Source organism: Sphingomonas aurantiaca (assembly GCF_003050705.1).
Classification (GTDB): domain Bacteria; phylum Pseudomonadota; class Alphaproteobacteria; order Sphingomonadales; family Sphingomonadaceae; genus Sphingomonas; species Sphingomonas aurantiaca.
Genome location: NZ_QAOG01000008.1, coordinates 45,401 through 59,047, shown reverse-complemented (window position 1 = coordinate 59,047; position 13,647 = coordinate 45,401). Strand labels below are relative to the sequence as shown.

The 13,647-nt window shown below is 65.2% G+C and carries 14 protein-coding genes; 8 read left to right on the top strand and 6 right to left on the bottom strand.

Annotation, left to right across the window (positions count from 1 at the left end; translation table 11 throughout):
• Positions 1-4: 4 nt before the first annotated feature.
• The 5 genes from C8J26_RS18375 to C8J26_RS18355 all read right to left on the bottom strand — a co-directional run bounded on the left by C8J26_RS18375 (position 5) and on the right by C8J26_RS18355 (position 5,355).
• Positions 5-703 carry a DUF4159 domain-containing protein gene (locus C8J26_RS18375; protein ID WP_244185399.1) on the bottom strand — a complete coding sequence of 233 codons (699 nt, stop codon included), beginning with the start codon at positions 701-703 and terminating at the stop codon, positions 5-7.
• Between the two features lie 74 nt (positions 704-777).
• The gene (locus tag C8J26_RS18370) at positions 778-2,112 is read right to left on the bottom strand and encodes a TldD/PmbA family protein (protein WP_107959633.1); all 1,335 of its coding nucleotides are present in this window, start codon (positions 2,110-2,112) and stop codon (positions 778-780) included.
• A gap of 16 nt (positions 2,113-2,128) precedes the next feature.
• A complete protein-coding gene (locus C8J26_RS18365; protein ID WP_167398906.1) occupies positions 2,129-3,763 on the bottom strand; it encodes a TldD/PmbA family protein in 1,635 nt (544 codons plus the stop codon).
• Between the two features lie 240 nt (positions 3,764-4,003).
• Positions 4,004-4,603 (bottom strand): GNAT family N-acetyltransferase, encoded by a 600-nt coding sequence (locus C8J26_RS18360; protein WP_146168904.1) that lies wholly within the window; start codon positions 4,601-4,603, stop codon positions 4,004-4,006.
• Between the two features lie 116 nt (positions 4,604-4,719).
• Positions 4,720-5,355: a DsbA family oxidoreductase gene (locus tag C8J26_RS18355; RefSeq protein WP_107959627.1), complete on the bottom strand. Its 636-nt coding sequence runs from the start codon at positions 5,353-5,355 to the stop codon at positions 4,720-4,722.
• Between the two features lie 240 nt (positions 5,356-5,595).
• Between C8J26_RS18355 and C8J26_RS18350 the strand changes: the two genes are divergently transcribed.
• The 5 genes from C8J26_RS18350 (at position 5,596) to C8J26_RS18330 (ending at position 10,501) form a co-directional block, all read left to right on the top strand.
• The gene (locus C8J26_RS18350) at positions 5,596-6,261 is read left to right on the top strand and encodes an HAD family hydrolase (protein WP_107959625.1); all 666 of its coding nucleotides are present in this window, start codon (positions 5,596-5,598) and stop codon (positions 6,259-6,261) included.
• 5 nt (positions 6,262-6,266) lie between these two features.
• Positions 6,267-7,280 (top strand): SDR family oxidoreductase, encoded by a 1,014-nt coding sequence (locus tag C8J26_RS18345; protein ID WP_107959623.1) that lies wholly within the window; start codon positions 6,267-6,269, stop codon positions 7,278-7,280.
• Positions 7,281-7,507: 227 nt separating this feature from the next.
• Complete coding sequence (locus C8J26_RS18340; RefSeq protein ID WP_244185397.1) at positions 7,508-8,293, top strand: oxygenase MpaB family protein; 786 nt, start codon at positions 7,508-7,510, stop codon at positions 8,291-8,293.
• Positions 8,294-8,550: 257 nt separating this feature from the next.
• Complete coding sequence (locus C8J26_RS18335; protein ID WP_107959619.1) at positions 8,551-9,027, top strand: GAF domain-containing protein; 477 nt, start codon at positions 8,551-8,553, stop codon at positions 9,025-9,027.
• Between the two features lie 166 nt (positions 9,028-9,193).
• Positions 9,194-10,501 (top strand): nucleotide disphospho-sugar-binding domain-containing protein, encoded by a 1,308-nt coding sequence (locus C8J26_RS18330; protein WP_244185396.1) that lies wholly within the window; start codon positions 9,194-9,196, stop codon positions 10,499-10,501.
• On the opposite strand, the gene C8J26_RS18325 is transcribed toward C8J26_RS18330, so the two are convergent.
• Positions 10,449-11,375 carry a phosphatase PAP2 family protein gene (locus tag C8J26_RS18325; RefSeq protein WP_208631459.1) on the bottom strand — a complete coding sequence of 309 codons (927 nt, stop codon included), beginning with the start codon at positions 11,373-11,375 and terminating at the stop codon, positions 10,449-10,451. The two genes, C8J26_RS18330 and C8J26_RS18325, sit on opposite strands and share 53 nt — an antisense overlap.
• Before the next feature lie 184 nt (positions 11,376-11,559).
• Here C8J26_RS18325 and C8J26_RS18320 point away from each other — a divergent pair, with 184 nt between their 5' ends.
• The 3 genes from C8J26_RS18320 to C8J26_RS18310 are packed head-to-tail and all read left to right on the top strand — an operon-like array spanning position 11,560 to position 13,639.
• Positions 11,560-12,087 carry a sterol desaturase family protein gene (locus C8J26_RS18320; protein WP_244185395.1) on the top strand — a complete coding sequence of 176 codons (528 nt, stop codon included), beginning with the start codon at positions 11,560-11,562 and terminating at the stop codon, positions 12,085-12,087.
• Positions 12,087-12,869 (top strand): fatty acid desaturase, encoded by a 783-nt coding sequence (locus C8J26_RS18315; protein WP_107959615.1) that lies wholly within the window; start codon positions 12,087-12,089, stop codon positions 12,867-12,869. Before C8J26_RS18320 ends, C8J26_RS18315 begins: the two co-directional genes overlap by 1 nt.
• A complete protein-coding gene (locus C8J26_RS18310) occupies positions 12,866-13,639 on the top strand; it encodes a sterol desaturase family protein (RefSeq protein ID WP_107959613.1) in 774 nt (257 codons plus the stop codon). The genes C8J26_RS18315 and C8J26_RS18310 overlap by 4 nt, the downstream gene beginning before the upstream one ends.
• Positions 13,640-13,647: the final 8 nt, after the last annotated feature.

Genomic DNA, 13,647 nt, shown 5'->3' with positions numbered 1-13,647 from the left:
CTAGTCAGACGGTCAGCGCATACATGACGATGTTGACGCCGAACTTGGTATTGTCCTGCGCGAGAAAGCGCTTGTTGCGCCAGTCATAGTCCCACTCGCACCCGTAATCTTTGTTGCTGTACAACAGCCCCAGCCGACCATCGATCGTGACACCCTTGAGATAGTCATGGACGAGGTCGTCGCCCCAGCCATTCAGCTCGAACGTCGTCGCTGGCGGCCCCGTAAATTTGAAGAAGCTCGTGTAAATCGGATGCTTGGGCGGCAACTTCTGCAGGGCGCGGGGACCGAATATCTTGGTCATCTGGCGTTCGAAGGACTGCGCGAACAGGCCGTCAATGTCGTGGTTGCAATCGTCGACCAGCACGAACCCGCCGCTTCGCACATAGCGTTCGAAGTTGCGCCGTTCGTCGGCTGAAAACTCGACCAGCTTGTGCCCGGCCATGTAGCAGAACGGCGCGGTCAGCATCTTCGGATCGGCGAGCGCGACGACACGCTCCTTCGGGTCGACGCGCAAATTGGTATAATCGATCAGCGACGTGATGATGTTCGACGGCATCCGCTGGTCGACGTCCCAGTCGCCGGATTGATAGCGCAGCCGCGTGAACCAGAAGTCATACGCCCCCGCGGCGGTGGCCGCACGCGGGAGTACCGAAGCGGCGAGTCCCGCGCCCATCAGCTTGAGGAAGTCCTGGCGCGTCATCATTCCGCGTGGTGTCTCCGCGTCAAGCTACCACCCCGGCGAAAGCCGGGGTGGTGTCAGTGGAGAAACGGGCAAGATCAGACCGCGTCCGACAGCGAGGTGAAGGTAAAGTCGCGCAGTTTCATCGGCGGGATCATCATCACCAGCGAACTCTCGTCGCCCGCGACGCGCACCGGCTTGCCGAGTTCGTCGATGTTGTTGAGCATGATGACCGGGCTCTCGTTGAAGCGGAAGTTCTTCACCGGATATTTGATCTCGCCATTCTCGATGTAGAACGTCCCGTCGCGAGTGAGGCCCGTCAGCAGCACGGTCTGCGGATCGACCATGCGGATGTACCAGGTGCGCGAGACAAGGATCCCGCGCTCGGTGCCGCGGATCAGGTCGGCGGTCGACTTGGTGCCGCCCGCCATCAGCAGGTTGCCCGGCGATCCAACCGCGCGCTTGCCCTGCTTCTGCGCCCAGTAGCGCGAGTAGTTGAGGTTCACGATCTTGCCGTCCTTGATGATCGGCATCGCCTCGCGCGGCAGGCCCTCTTCGTCCCACGGCATCACTGCGGCGCCGGGTGCCCAGGGGTCGGCGGTGAAGTTGACGCGCGGATCATATACTTGCTCGCCGACCTTGTTGCCGCCGCCCTTCTTCGACAGGAAGCTGCGTCCTTCGTCCGCCTGGCGCGCATCGAAGAAGTTCATCATGAAGCTGATGAGCCCCGCCGCCGCCGCGGGTTCGAGGATGACGGTGTATTTGCCGGGTTCCAGCGCGCGCGCGTCGACCGAGGCGGACGCCTTGCGGATGCCGGTGCGGATGTCGGTCGAGGCACTGAACGCGGACGAATCCTGCAGGCTGCGGCCGACCCAGCCGGACCCGCGACCGTCTTCGGACCGGACCGTGCAGGTGTAATCCATCGACGACGCGCGCTGATACCCGAAATTGCCCTTGGAGTTGGCGAACGCGACATAGCTCTGGCCGTCCTGCAGGAAGCCCGCGGCGATCAGCTTCTCCGCCTTGCACGCGGTGATCGAATCCCCGGCGACCTTGGCGCGATATTCCGGATCGATCGCCGCGGTCGCTGCGCTGAACGTCGGCGACGGCTTGTAGACCTGCTTGGCGACCGCGGGCACGAATTCGGGGTTTTCGGGTGCCAGCCGGGCAAGGTCTTCGGCGCGGCGCACGGCGCGTTCGAGCGAGGCGTCGTCGAACTGGTTGATCGTCGCGGTGCCGACCCGCTTGCCGAACGCGACCTGCACGGCGAGATCAGAATTGGTGATCACGCCGCTGGTCGAGATGTTGTTCAGCGCGAACCGGATGTTGCCGTCGATCGAGCCCGTCAGCTGCGCGGTGCATTCGTCGGCCTTCGACAGCGCGACGACCTTGGTGAGGATGGCGCGCGCCTGCTCTTCGGTGAGGATGCTCATGACCTGTGTCTCCCTATCAGCCGAGCGAGCGGGCGGTGTTGATGACGTTTATGCCGTTGAAGCGCGCGGTCGAGGAGCCGTGACTCACCGTCGACACCTGGCTCGGCTGGCCCTTGCCGTCGAAGAACGAGCCTCCCATCCGGTAGTCGCTGGCGTCGCATACGCCGACGCACGCGTTCCAGAATTCGGGGGTGCGGATCTGGTAGGCGACGTCCTCGATCTGCTGGGTGATCTTGCCGTTCTTGATCTCGTAGAACAGCTGCCCGCCGAACTGCGCGTTGTAACGCTGCTGGTCGATCGAGAAGCTGCCGTCACCGATGATGTAGATGCCGTTCTCGACCCCTGCGATCATGTCGGCGACGCTCTGCTTCTTCTTGCCCGCTTCCAGGCTGACATTGGGCATGCGCTGGAACTGCACATTGGCCCAGTTGTCGGCATAGCAGCACCCGTCCGATGCGGACTTGCCGATGATGTGCGCCTGGTCTCGGATCGCCTCCAGATCGACCAGCTTGCCGTCGCGGATCAGGTCCCATTTCTTGGTCTTGACGCCCTCGTCGTCATACCCGACCGCGCCGAGACTGCCATATTGCGTCTTGTCGGCGACGATCGAGACCTCGGGGCTGCCGTACTGGAAACGCTGCTTGACCTTGTCGAGCGTCACGAACGAGGTGCCCGCATAATTGGCTTCATAGCCGAGCACGCGGTCGAGCTCGAGCGGATGGCCGACCGATTCATGGATCGTCAGCCAGGTGTGCGAGGGATCGAGGACCAGATCATATTTGCCGGGCTTGACGGTCGGTGCCTTGAGCTTCGCCTGCGCCTGTTTGGCGGCAGCGATCGCGTCCTCCTTCATGTCGTAGGACAGGCCGTAGTTCACGACGCCGTTGGGCGAGACGAACTTGCCCGAGGCGGCGCCGTCGAGATATTCGAACCCCATCCCCATCGGCGCGGAAAGGCCTTCGCGGGTGCGGAACTTGCCCGTCGCCTTGTCTATCGCGGTGACTGTCAGCGGCGCCCAGATGCGATGCACGTCCTGGTCGATGTACGATCCGTCGCTCGAGGCGAAGTATTTCTGCTCGTTGACGAGGAACAGGATCGAATTGACGAAGCTCGCGCCGGCATCGGTGGCGGCGGCATTGACGCCGAGCAGCAGGTCGACCTTTTCCTTGAGCGGCACCGCCATCGCGTTCTTCTTGACGGGGGTGCGCCACGACACCTCGCCGACGCCGGGCGTCGGCGCGAGCTGGACCGGCGCGGTCTGCGACTTGGCGTTGGCCTTGGCGATCGCGGTGGCGAGCTTGGCGGCGTTGGCGACCGCGTCGACGGTCATCTCGTTCGAGGCGGAGAAGCCCCAGGCGCCATCGGCGATGACGCGGACGCCGACACCGGTCGATTCCGTGCTGACGACGTTCTCGACATTCTTCTCGCGCGTGATGACGAACTGGCGAAGGTACCGGCCGACACGGACGTCGCAATAGCTGGCGCCGGCGCTTCTGGCGGCGTTCAGCGCGGCGTCGGCAAGGCGCTTCTTCACGGCGACGTCGATGGTGGAAACCAGCTCCTCGGCGGCGATCGCGCGCCCGAGAAAGGTCGGCAAAACGCCGCTGCCCAATGCCAGGCCGCTTGCGGCCAGGAAGTCCCGTCTGTGCAACGCCGTTCCCCCAATATCGCCCGCGAGTATCCTCTGCGTGGCACGGTCCCTGATCCCGGCGACTATGACCGATGTTCGATCATACCCAGTCCGATAGCCGGATCATCGCGCGCGTTTCGGCAAACGTCAACACGGTGTTTTACAAGACTGCTACAGCTAGCCGGGTGGCGCGTATGCTGGTGGATATAAGCGCGGCGTCGACACCAGACCGCTTGGTCAAAAGCCTTTTTCTGCAAGCCTTTAGCAGATCAGGCGCGCGAGGTCCGGCCAACCATATGCGACCTCATGCAAGCTTATATCGCCGTCCGCCGCTGCCTTTTCAGTGATGATTGCGCCGCCCAACCGCTCGTAGAAGCCGCGCGCACCCAGATTCTCCCGCAGGACCCAGAGGCTCGCGCCAGATACCGGCCGCGCCATCAGATCACGTGCCAGCAGATTCATGAGGGCGCGACCCACACCCCCAGCGTGGTGCGACTGAAGGACGTAGATCGCCCCGATCTCACCGACGAAGCCACGTTCGCGCATCGCATCGTCACGCTGACCGCCACACGCCCCGAAAGCGATGATCTCGCCTGCGCTCTCCGCGACATATACCCGTGTCGCGATCGGGCTGGCTGGGACTTCGAGAACCGCAGCCCACATTGCCGACCGGCGGTCGGCCGACAAACCGTCCAGCATGTCTCGGGGGAGTAGCCCGGCATAGGTCTCACGCCATGACATGACGTGCACCGCGCCGATCGCCGACGCATCTCCGGTCGTTGCGAGGCGATAATCGACCTCAGGACCTGATACCTCTTTCCGAAGGATGACTAGCATGACGACGGCCGACGCAGCGATCAAGGCGTCTTTCCCTTCGGTCCGATCGTCTTGCAACGCGGCGTCGACCCCGGACCAACGCTCGACGGTCAGCCGCGGACACGCATGCCGCTTATGGGCCGAACCGAAGGCAAGAACGGTCAGGCCTCGGCGGCGATGTCGCGCAGCGCGCTTTCGAACGCTTCGGACGGCTGGCCACCCGAGATCAGATAGCGATCGTTGATGACGACGGCCGGTACTGCGCTGATCCCGCGCGACTGCCAGAGCCGTTCGGCAGTTCGGACGTCGTCCGCAAACTCGTCCGACGCCAGGATCGCGGCGGCTCGCGTGGGCTCGAGCCCGACAGACACGGCGGCGGCGGTCAGCACGCCATGCTCGGACATGGCCTGCTGATCGGTAAAATACGCGGAAAACAGTGCATTCTTCAGCGCCGCCTGCTTGCCCTCGAGGTGCGCCCAATGCAGCAGCCGGTGCGCGTCGAACGTGTTGTAGATGCGGCTCGTGTCCGACATCTGCATCGTGAACCCCAGATCGGCAGCGCGCTCGCGGATCATCGCGCGGTTGGCGGCCGATTGTTCCGGCGTCGAGCCATATTTTTCGGCGATGTGTTCGCCGATGTTCTGGCCGTCCTTGCCCATATTCGGGTTCAGTTCGAACGGCTGGAAGGTGATGTCAGCGTCGATCAGGTCGCCGGTGCGGCTCAGTGCCTGCTCGAGACCACGCAGCCCGATAATGCACCATGGGCACGAGATATCGGAGACGAAATCGATTTTCATTTTCTTGGACACGCGACACCGTAAGCGGTTGAAGGGGAACCCCGGATATAAGGTCGCGCCAGCCAAGATGCATCTGGTCTGCGGTTCGACCGCGCGAAAGTCGCTGATGTCGGAGCCAATCCGGGGTGCCGGCCGTTTGGTTGATCTCGCAGCCTGCGGTCGCCGTCCGAGCGCGACGCCCGCTCCGGGCCCTTGGCACGCCGATGAGCCGCAATACGCCTTCAGATCCGGGATAGCCGCATGCAGATCCAAGCCATACTCTTCGATATCGACGGTACGCTGGTCGATACCAACGACATGCACGTGCTCGCGTGGGAGGAAGCCTTCGCAGGCATGGGGGCATCGTTCGATCGTCAGCGCATCCACGACCAGATCGGCAAGGGGACCGACATGCTCGTACCGACGCTGTTGCCCGATGCCGACGAGGCCCAGCAGGATGTGCTCGGCGACGCGCATGGCGCGATCTTCAAGGCGAAATATCTTGAGACGGCAAAACCGTTCGCGGAGGCGAACGCCCTGCTGGCTTACGCGCATGGCCTGGGCCAGCGGGTCGTACTGGCATCGTCCGCGTCGGGATCCGAGCTCGATCACTATATCGACCTGCTCGACGCGCGCGACCTGCTTGCGGCGACGACGAGCAGCGACGACGTCGAGAAGACAAAGCCTGCGCCGGACATCTTCGCTACCGCGCTTGAACAGCTGCCGGGGCTCGCCCCAGCCAACGTCATCGTCGTCGGCGACACACCCTATGATATCGAGGCGGCGGCAAGGTGCGGGATCGCCGCGGTCGCGGTGCGATCGGGCAAGTTCACCGACGCGCAACTGCAATCCGCGGGCCCGGTCGCGATCTATGACGATGTGGCGGCGTTGCTCGCGGACTACGCGCAATCGCCGCTGGGAGCGTGATCGCCATGGCCATCACGCTCAACCGCCTCCGCGATCAGGTCATCGTCGTTACGGGCGCGACCAGCGGCAACGGCCTCGCCATCGTCGAGGCTGCCGTGCGCCGCGGTGCGGCCGTCGTCGCGACGGCGCGTAACGCGGCGGCGCTCGAGGCTCTGCGCGATCGCCTGACCGCCGACGGCGGACGCCTCGCGCTCTGCGTCGCCGACGTCAGCGACATGGCCGCGGTCGAGCGTGTCGCCGCGGTGGCGGTCGAAGCGTTTGGCGGGTTCGATACATGGGTCAACAATGCCGGAATAGGGACGTACGGCACGCTTGAGCAGGTGCCGATCGCCGATCACCGCCGCGTGTTCGACGTCAATTATTTTGGCGTGCTGCACGGTTCGCTCGTCGCCGCACGCCATCTGCGCGGGCGGGGCGGGGCGATCGTCACGATCGGCTCGATCCTCAGCGACCGCGCGATCGTCGAGCAGGGACCCTATTGCGCCACCAAGCATGCGGTGCAGGCGCTGACCGATACGCTGCGGATGGAACTGGAGAAGGAGGGGGCTGGGATCTCGGTCACGCTGATCAAGCCCGGCGCGATCGATACGCCGTTCCCCGAGCATGCGCGCAACTTCATGGACCAGCCACCGCGCCTGCCGCCGCCGCTCTACGCGCCGTCGGTGGTCGCCGACGCGGTACTGTTCGCATGCGAGACCCCGCGGCGGACGATCTATGTCGGCGGCGGGGGACTGGTGGCGTCACTCCTCTCGCGCGCCGCACCGCGGCTGAGCGACAGGATCCTCGAACTGGTCGGCACGGCGGCGCAACAGGCGCCGGCAGATCCCGGCGATCCGACGCGGCGAGACAACCTTTATGCGCCGCGGGTCGATGCGTTGCGCGGAAGCCAAGCGGTCGGCGCGCGCCAGTCGAGCACCGCGTTGCAGGCGCAGAAACTCAACCCCGTCATACTGCTCCTCGGTGTCGTGGGTGCGGGTATTGCGGTGGCGCTCAGTCGGCCCAAGGATGTCTCCCGGTGATGGCGGAGTGGCCGAAACCGCGGTCTTGACGCCTCGTGCGGTGCCGCGACCCTCGACAGGTTGGTAAACTATGGCAGCGGGACGCGCGTACCGTTTCGGCTTTCGCGCGTTGTCCCGTCGAAGCAGCTTTTGCTCGTCCAGGCTGCATCGAAATCCATGATGCTCTCGGCACAGGTACCGGTATGAACCCTTTGCGCACCGCAATCCGCCGACAGATACACGCGGTGATGCGGCCGGATCCCGCGGCGGACCCAGGCCTCGAACGGCCCCCCGGCGATACCGGATTGTTCGGGCCGGGCTCGGCGGTGTGGGCGGTGCACGGCGATTTTCCCTCGATGATGATCGGCGGCGTATCGTCTCTACTTTTGCAGATGCTCCACCCAGCGGCGCTTGCGGGCGTATGGGACCATTCGAATTTCCGCGAGGACATGCACGGTCGGTTGCGACGGACCGCGAAGTTCATCGGCGTCACGACGCGCGGATCGACCGAAGCCGCCAACGCCGCGATCGCGCGCGTCCGGGCGATCCACGAGTATGTGGCGGGATCCATGCCGGATGGCACGCCCTATGCGGCGAACGACCCAGCACTCCTGACATGGGTTCATGTGGCGGAAGCGCGCAGCTTTCTCGCCGCGTATCTGCGATATCGCTCGCCGGCGTTTCCGGGCTGGCGGCAAGACGCCTATTATGGCGAGATGGCGATGCTGGCGCGTCGGCTTGGCGCCACCGGCGTGCCGGAGACCCGCAGGGACGTTGCGACCTATCTGGGCAGCATGCGGCCGCAACTCCGCTGCGATGCGCGGACACGCGCGGTCGCATCGGCGCTGATGAACCAGCCGGCGACCAGCGTGACCGCGGTGCCGTTGCAGAAAGTCCTGCTGCATGCGGGTGCAGAGTTGCTACCGCCTTGGGCGCTCGCCCTGCACGGACGCAGCGTGCCTGGCGCCCGGCGCCTAGCGGTCCGCGCTGGTGGCGTAGGCGCCGGGGGGCTTCTGCGGTGGGCGCTCGCCTGAATGCGCTGCCGACGGTCGCGGGATCCGGCGGGGCGGGTAGTGGGCGGGGCGCGCATCCATAGCATGATCGTGGTTGGTGGAGGCGACGGGGACGCAGCCTTAGATCTCACGGCTTGCCTGGCCGAAAGCGGTGCGATTGAAACGCAGTGCGCTTCGGAACACCGTCCTGTGCGAATAGCATGGTAAACTGCTAGTCACTAACATAAGTAAGACTATAGGCCCAGCGTATCTGCTAAGATCTGGCGGGGGAATATTCTATGCTTGACGAGATCGCAGCCACCACCGCGCTTCATAGCGAGAATGTCGGCATACGCGACATTCTTGAAGAGGTGGCGGCCGTGACCGGCATGGGATTCGTCGCCGTCGCCCGCGTTACCGACACGCGGTGGATTGCGTGCCAGGTGATCGATCAGATCGAATTCGGCATGTCGCCCGGCGATGAACTTCGCGTTTCGACAACGATCTGCAACGACATCCGCGAATCCGGCAACGCGGTCGTGATCGATAATGTCTCAAGCGATCCGAAGTGGCACAGCCATCCCGCCCCCGCGCTCTATGGGTTCAAGAGCTACATATCGCTGCCGATCATTTTAGACGACGGTTCGTTCTACGGGACGTTGTGCGCGATCGATCCCGAACCGCGCAAGCTTGTCGGGCCAGACACCGTGCCAACGCTTATGCGCTATGCCGAGCGAGTCGCTGCAATCCTCTCGCGAGAGACAGTGTCCGGCTGAAGGCGAAGGCGATGCCCCACTGACAAGGGCACCCGGTAATGGCCGTCCGCGGCGCGGCTGTTCTCGCATGGTTCGGCGAGATCGCCCTGTGCGATGGAACTATCGCCTAGCGCGGACGCTGGAAGACACCGCTGCTTTTTCGGCGGTGATGGAAAGTTCTGGCCACGTGATCCCTGGACGGCGACATATCGCGATCATCGCACCGCCAACCGCGGGGCACATCAATCCGCTGGTCGCGCTGGGGGCTGCACTCGCGGCGACGGGATCCGAGATCACCGTGGTCAATCTGGCGGAGGCAGCGCCGCTGGTCGCGGACCCGGCGGTGCGCTTCGCGGCGCTCGATCACTCTGCGGACCGCGACGGGGGGCTCGCGACCTATATGTCGGCGTTGGCTAGGCCGTCAGGGCCGATCGGGCTTCCCAGGATGATCCGCACCAGCGCAGCGATGACCCGCCTGCTCCTCGATACCTTGCCGGCAGCGTTGACGCGGCTCGGCGTCAATGCGGTGATCGCGGACTCGGTCGAGCCCGCAGGCGCGCTCGTAGCGCGGCATCTGCGCTTGCCGTTCGTGACCGCGGTGACCGGGTTGCCGCTGCTCAGGGAGCCGATGGTCCCGCCGCCGTTTCTCGGATGGCCCTATCGTCCGGGTGTGATCGGGCTCAACCGGAACAGGGGTGGGTATGCGGTGAGCGACCTGCTGATGAAGCCGATCACCGGGACGGTCGCGGGCTATGCGCGTCTCTGGGGGCTCGATCCCGATCCGCGATATCAATGGTCGGACCGGCTGCAGATCGCCCAATGTCCCGCCGGCCTCGATTTTCCGCGCGCCGCGCTGCCGCCAAGCTTCCGATACGGCACCCCGTGGCGGCGGAGCGAGCCTGACGAGCGCCTTCCGAGGGAGGACGAGCGGCCGCTGATATTTTGTTCGCTCGGGTCGCTGCAGGGGGCGCGGCGGTCGCTGTTCGCCGCGATGACGCGCGCCTGTGCCGCGGTCGGCGCGCGTGCGGTGGTGGCGCATGGGGGCGGGCTGAGCGACCGCGAGGCGGCCTCGCTTCCCGGTGATCCGCTGGTCCGTGCGTTCCTGCCGCAGACCAGAGTCTTGCAACACTGCTCGGCCGCGATCCTGCACGGCGGGTTCAACACGGTGCTGGACGCGCTGGCGGCGGGGATCCCGATCGTGGCGGTGCCATTGGGGTTCGAACAGCCGGCTACGGCGGCTCGGCTCGCGCGGGTCGGCGCGGCCCGTGTCGTGTCGTCCAGAGACGCTGGCAGGGGCGCGCTCGAACCCGCGCTGCGACGAGTATTGACGGACCCGGGCTATCGCCGCGCCGCGCGACTTTTCGCGACGGAAATCGCGGCAGGCGGGGGGGCCACAGAAGCCGCGGCGCTGGTCGATGCTGCATTTGGGGGCTGGGCGGACGCTATGCCGGCAACACTGCGCCGACCGACTGGGGAGACGGCCTGCGCCGCGTGAGGCGGTTGGCCAAGATGATTGCGGGCGGCGCCAGGATTAGCCCCATGATGACGTCGACTCCGTAATGCCCACCAAAGACCGGCGTCGCGATGATCGTCAGTATCGCCCATGCGCTACCCGGTACGGACAGGCGCGGTATCGCCCGGAACGCCCAGATGAAGATCGCGGCGAGAGTCGCGTGGAAACTCGGGAAGCTGACGATGCCCATCAGCATGGTGAGGTCGAGGACATGATGCGATCCATCGCGAAGCCCGGCGATCAGACCCTGCTCGACCCACGCCACGGATGGCCAGAGGTGCCGGTAATGGGAAGGGTCGAACAAATTGCCCAGTGCAGGCGTCAGTCCCGAGATCAGGATCGTGACGAAGCCGGACAGGATCGCGGCGCACACCGCCGTCCGAAGCGTGTCAAATTTCGATAGCGCGCTCAGGCACACGATGACGACGACCATCTGCACCGTCAGGCTGTGATACGCCAATCCGAGCACCCAGATCACCGCGGGCGCCATGTCGAGCAGGCGCAGCACCACCGGCCAGTCGAACCCGATCGCGCGATCCGCCGCCGCCAGGCGCTGATCCCACAAGGCTCCCGACTGCGCCGCCAGCGCATAGGCCAGAACGACTCCTAGCACGGTGAACAACGTCATCTGAAGGAACGCGGTCGCGCCAGCGGCAAGGCGAGGCCGCGCGGTGCGCCTGCCGGTCACCATCGCCGCGCCGAGTGCCGCCATGGCCAGGACCGCAGGCAGCGCCCGGACCGGATCGATTAAAAACATGTGCGAACATTGCGTAGCGAGCAGGCTCAGCAGCATCGCCGCGATCAACACCCAGGAAGGCAAATCGGGGCGGTCGGCGGATGGGACGGGCGCGGTCATTGCGGTCGAACGCAGCGTGTCCGCCTGCGGTGCCACCGGCGCGCGGTTAGTTTGGCGCGCATGGAGCCCGCCATCATGCGAATTAGCCGATGCCCCCCCTCGCATCGACGTCGCGTAAGGGATATGTACGGATCATGTTGAAATCGCTGTCTCCGTTCGCCTGCACCTCGGTGAGCCACGCCTGATGGCCTGGTTCGAGAAACTCGCGATCGTCGTCTTCATGGTGCTGTTCATGGAGTGCTTCGCCTGGGCGGCGCATCGGTATGTCATGCATGGCTGGGGCTGGGGCTGGCACAAATCGCATCACGAGGACCATGACGGTTGGTTCGAGAAGAACGACCTGTACGCGATCGTCTTCGCGATCGTGCCGATCGTCCTGTTCGTCGTCGGCCTGCGGTGGGAACCCTTGTGGTGGGCGGCGCTCGGCATCACCGTCTATGGTGGTATCTACGCGTTCGTTCACGACATGCTCGTGCACCAGCGCGGGGGCTTTCGCTGGGTCCCCAAGCAGGGCTATTTCAAGCGGCTCCTGCAGGCGCACCGCCTCCACCATGCCGTCGAGGGCAAGGACGGTACCGTCAGCCACGGCTTCCTGTTCGCGCGCAAGCCGGCCGTGCTGAAAGCCCAGCTGCGCGCCAATGTTCAGCCGGCGCGCCGTCCGGTCGGGGCGGAGAAAACCCACACAATGCCGACGTTGGCGGTGAAGAAGTGATGGCCGCTGTGCGCCCCGCGGACCGGACGTTGGCCCGGCAGACCGCGATCGGCGTCTCGCTCGCTGCAGCGATCGTCGTCGCCTGGCTGACGATCCATATCGTCGGAATCTTCTTCTGGCACTGGAGCTTGGGCACCGTTCCGGTCGCCATCGTGGCGATCCTGGTGCAGACGTGGCTGAGCACAGGCCTGTTCATCGTCGCACATGACTCGATGCACGGGGCGCTGGCGCCGCGCTATCCCCGCCTCAACCGAGCGATCGGAACGACCTGCCTCGCGCTCTATGCCTGCCTGTCCTATGCGGCGCTGCTCCCGCGGCATCACCTGCATCACGAGAGCACGGGGAGAGCGGGAGATCCCGATTTCCACGGCGGCGATCCGAGCCTGGTCGGCTGGTTCACGCAGTTCTTCCGCACCTATTATTCCCACGGCCAGATCGTGCGGATCACCTTGGTCGCGCTGGTCTATACGCTGCTGCTCGGCGCCCCGCTCGGCAACATCGTCGTCTTCTGGGCCTTGCCGGCCGTGGGCGCCGTTGCGCAGCTGTTCGTCTTCGGCACCTGGCTGCCGCACCGTGACCGCGCGGAACCGTTCGCGGACTCACACAGGGCGCACAGCATAAAGATCGGGCCGACGCTGTCGCTGCTGACCTGCTTCCACTTCGGCGGCTATCATCACGAGCACCATCTCTCCCCAGGAACACCGTGGTGGGGACTGCCGGCGCGGCGCCGCGCGACCGTTGAAAAGGTTGCCGGCCGCCAGCTGGCCCGAGACCGGACATGATCATCGCCATCCTCCTGTCCGCGCTAGCGATGACCGTCATCGTGGGCGTGCGCTATCTCATCGTCTCAGGCGCGTTCGCGTGGGTCACGGTTCGCAAGCATCCCGGGCTGTACCTCGGGCTGGACCCGCAGGTTCGGCGCGAGATCGTCTGGAGCCTTGCGTCCGCGGCGCTCTACGGAATCCCAGCGGGGGTCGTCGCCTGGGGCTGGGAGCATCATGGCTGGACCCGAGTGTACACCGACATCCACGCCTATCCGCTCTGGTATGCGCCGGTCTCGGTCCTGCTGTATCTGCTGCTGCACGATGCCTGGTTCTACTGGACGCATCGCTGGATGCATCGACCGGCGCCGTTCAAGCTCGCGCACGCGCTCCATCATGCCAGCCGCCCGCCGACCGCGTGGGCCGCGATGGCGTTCCACCCTATCGAGGCGCTGACCGGCGCCGTGGTCATCCCGCTGCTGGTCTTCTTCGTGCCGATCCATGTCGGCGGGTTGGCCATCGTCCTGACGATCATGACGGTGATGGGGGTAACCAACCACATGGGGTGGGAGATCTTCCCCCGCTTTATGTGGACGGGGCGGCTGGGAGGCTGGCTGATCACGGCGAGCCATCACCAGCGGCATCACGAACTCTATGGCTGCAACTACGGTCTGTATTTTCGCCATTGGGACCGGCTGTGCGGCACCGACCGCGGCGTCGGCGACTTCGCGCGAGAGCATGCGCGTGCTGCTCGCAGGGTCACGGCCGCCAGCACCGCCCCCGCGGAATAAGGGCAGAG

What these genes read in the sequence shown, in the direction of transcription:
- C8J26_RS18325 (WP_208631459.1), bottom strand. Translation starts at nt 11,375, where the DNA reads ATGACCGCGCCCGTCCCATCCGCCGACCGCCCCGATTTGCCTTCCTGG.
- C8J26_RS18375 (WP_244185399.1), bottom strand. Translation starts at nt 703, where the DNA reads ATGATGACGCGCCAGGACTTCCTCAAGCTGATGGGCGCGGGACTCGCC.
- C8J26_RS18320 (WP_244185395.1), top strand. Translation starts at nt 11,560, where the DNA reads ATGGCCTGGTTCGAGAAACTCGCGATCGTCGTCTTCATGGTGCTGTTC.
- C8J26_RS18355 (WP_107959627.1), bottom strand. Translation starts at nt 5,355, where the DNA reads ATGAAAATCGATTTCGTCTCCGATATCTCGTGCCCATGGTGCATTATC.
- C8J26_RS18310 (WP_107959613.1), top strand. Translation starts at nt 12,866, where the DNA reads ATGATCATCGCCATCCTCCTGTCCGCGCTAGCGATGACCGTCATCGTG.
- C8J26_RS18315 (WP_107959615.1), top strand. Translation starts at nt 12,087, where the DNA reads ATGGCCGCTGTGCGCCCCGCGGACCGGACGTTGGCCCGGCAGACCGCG.
- C8J26_RS18345 (WP_107959623.1), top strand. Translation starts at nt 6,267, where the DNA reads ATGGCCATCACGCTCAACCGCCTCCGCGATCAGGTCATCGTCGTTACG.
- C8J26_RS18350 (WP_107959625.1), top strand. Translation starts at nt 5,596, where the DNA reads ATGCAGATCCAAGCCATACTCTTCGATATCGACGGTACGCTGGTCGAT.
- C8J26_RS18370 (WP_107959633.1), bottom strand. Translation starts at nt 2,112, where the DNA reads ATGAGCATCCTCACCGAAGAGCAGGCGCGCGCCATCCTCACCAAGGTC.
- C8J26_RS18335 (WP_107959619.1), top strand. Translation starts at nt 8,551, where the DNA reads ATGCTTGACGAGATCGCAGCCACCACCGCGCTTCATAGCGAGAATGTC.
- C8J26_RS18340 (WP_244185397.1), top strand. Translation starts at nt 7,508, where the DNA reads ATGCGGCCGGATCCCGCGGCGGACCCAGGCCTCGAACGGCCCCCCGGC.